1 protein-coding gene is annotated in these 668 nt (G+C 43.1%); it reads right to left on the minus strand.

Annotated elements, in window-relative coordinates; genetic code table 11:
* Positions 1-668: RluA family pseudouridine synthase (locus ACFIO5_RS12130; protein ID WP_375705542.1), on the minus strand; the 668-nt coding region annotated here is incomplete at both ends.

Consider the following 668-nt stretch of genomic DNA (forward strand, 5'->3'; position numbering starts at 1 on the left):
TTGAATTGATCGATTGCATTTTTAATTATAGAATTAAGCGTATTTGATTTTGTTTTAAAAGCATTGCCATAAACAGTATCACCTACAAGCGGGTGTCCGATGTGAGCCATATGAACACGGATTTGGTGAGTCCTTCCAGTTTCTAGACGACATTCTAGAAGACTAGCAAAAGGTGTTTTATCTGCACAGGTGCCATATTGTTCTAGGAGAGAAAAATGTGTAACAGCGTGACGAGCATGGAGACATTGGTTATAGACGACCGCCTGCTTTGTTCGATTATGCGGAGAACGGCCAACGGGGGCATCAATTGTCCAAACATTACGGTTAGGAGATCCCCAAATCAAGGCATGATAACGTCGATCTAATGCGCTAGTACGTCCATGGTCAAAAAATTGTGCACTAAGGCTTTTATGAGCAAGGTCGTTTTTGGCGACCACCATGACTCCACTTGTATTTTTATCGAGACGATGCACAATGCCGGGACGCTTAACTCCGCCGATACCAGACAAACTCTTACCACAGTGATGAATAAGGGCGTTAACCAATGTTCCAGTCCAATTGCCATTGCCGGGATGAACAACGAGACCAGCAGGTTTATTAATGACAATGACATGATCATCTTCAAAAAGAATGTCCAATGCAATAGCTTCACCGCTAGGTTCTGCATC

It is taken from the genome of Bartonella sp. AA86SXKL, assembly GCF_042196885.1.